The sequence below is a fragment of the Pseudoalteromonas sp. NEC-BIFX-2020_002 genome (assembly GCF_013002825.1).
Lineage (GTDB): Bacteria > Pseudomonadota > Gammaproteobacteria > Enterobacterales > Alteromonadaceae > Pseudoalteromonas > Pseudoalteromonas neustonica.
In genome coordinates this window covers 1-566 of the sequence record NZ_JABEPJ010000055.1, presented here as the reverse complement: position 1 = coordinate 566, position 566 = coordinate 1, and the positions used below count along the sequence as shown (strand labels likewise).

The 566-nt window shown below is 39.4% G+C and carries 1 pseudogene; it reads left to right on the top strand.

Annotated features, from left to right (window positions below):
• Positions 1-31 precede the first annotated feature (31 nt).
• A pseudogene (locus HJP15_RS22365) lies at positions 32-566 on the top strand (transposase); the annotation flags it as partial.

Genomic DNA, 566 nt, shown 5'->3' with positions numbered 1-566 from the left:
TTTTACTGCTATAAGTCCTGCCGCAATTGAGTTGCATGTTACTTATGACCTATTTAATGAACAACCCTGCGAAATAGATATCCGTCCTGATGTTGAAACTGAGCGAGCCTTTTTACCGGGTAGTCACACACTTGAAGATACGTTATTACTTGCGGATGCAGGGTATTTTGACTTAGATTACTTTGAGCAAGTATCCCAAGATGGCGGCCACTTTTTGGTCTGAGCAAATAAAAACATCAACCCAATCGTTACATCAGCTTATTGCGCGGGTATAGAACTCAAAGAGAAGAATATTAAACTCAAAACGTTACTCGAGAAATTCGCAAGCCAACCACTTGAATTAACAGTACGCTGGAAGAAAAATGGACCCCAGTACAGACTTATCTATTTACCGGATGAAAAGCGCCTTGTTTTCCTTGTTACTAATTTAAAAGAAGCTCAGTTTAACTTTGACGAGTTACTCGATATATACGCAACTCGTTGGCAAATTGAGCTGTTTTTCAAAGAGCTAAAGTCATGGAATAACCTTAAAGGGTTTATCACACGAGATCCACACATTGCCGAAT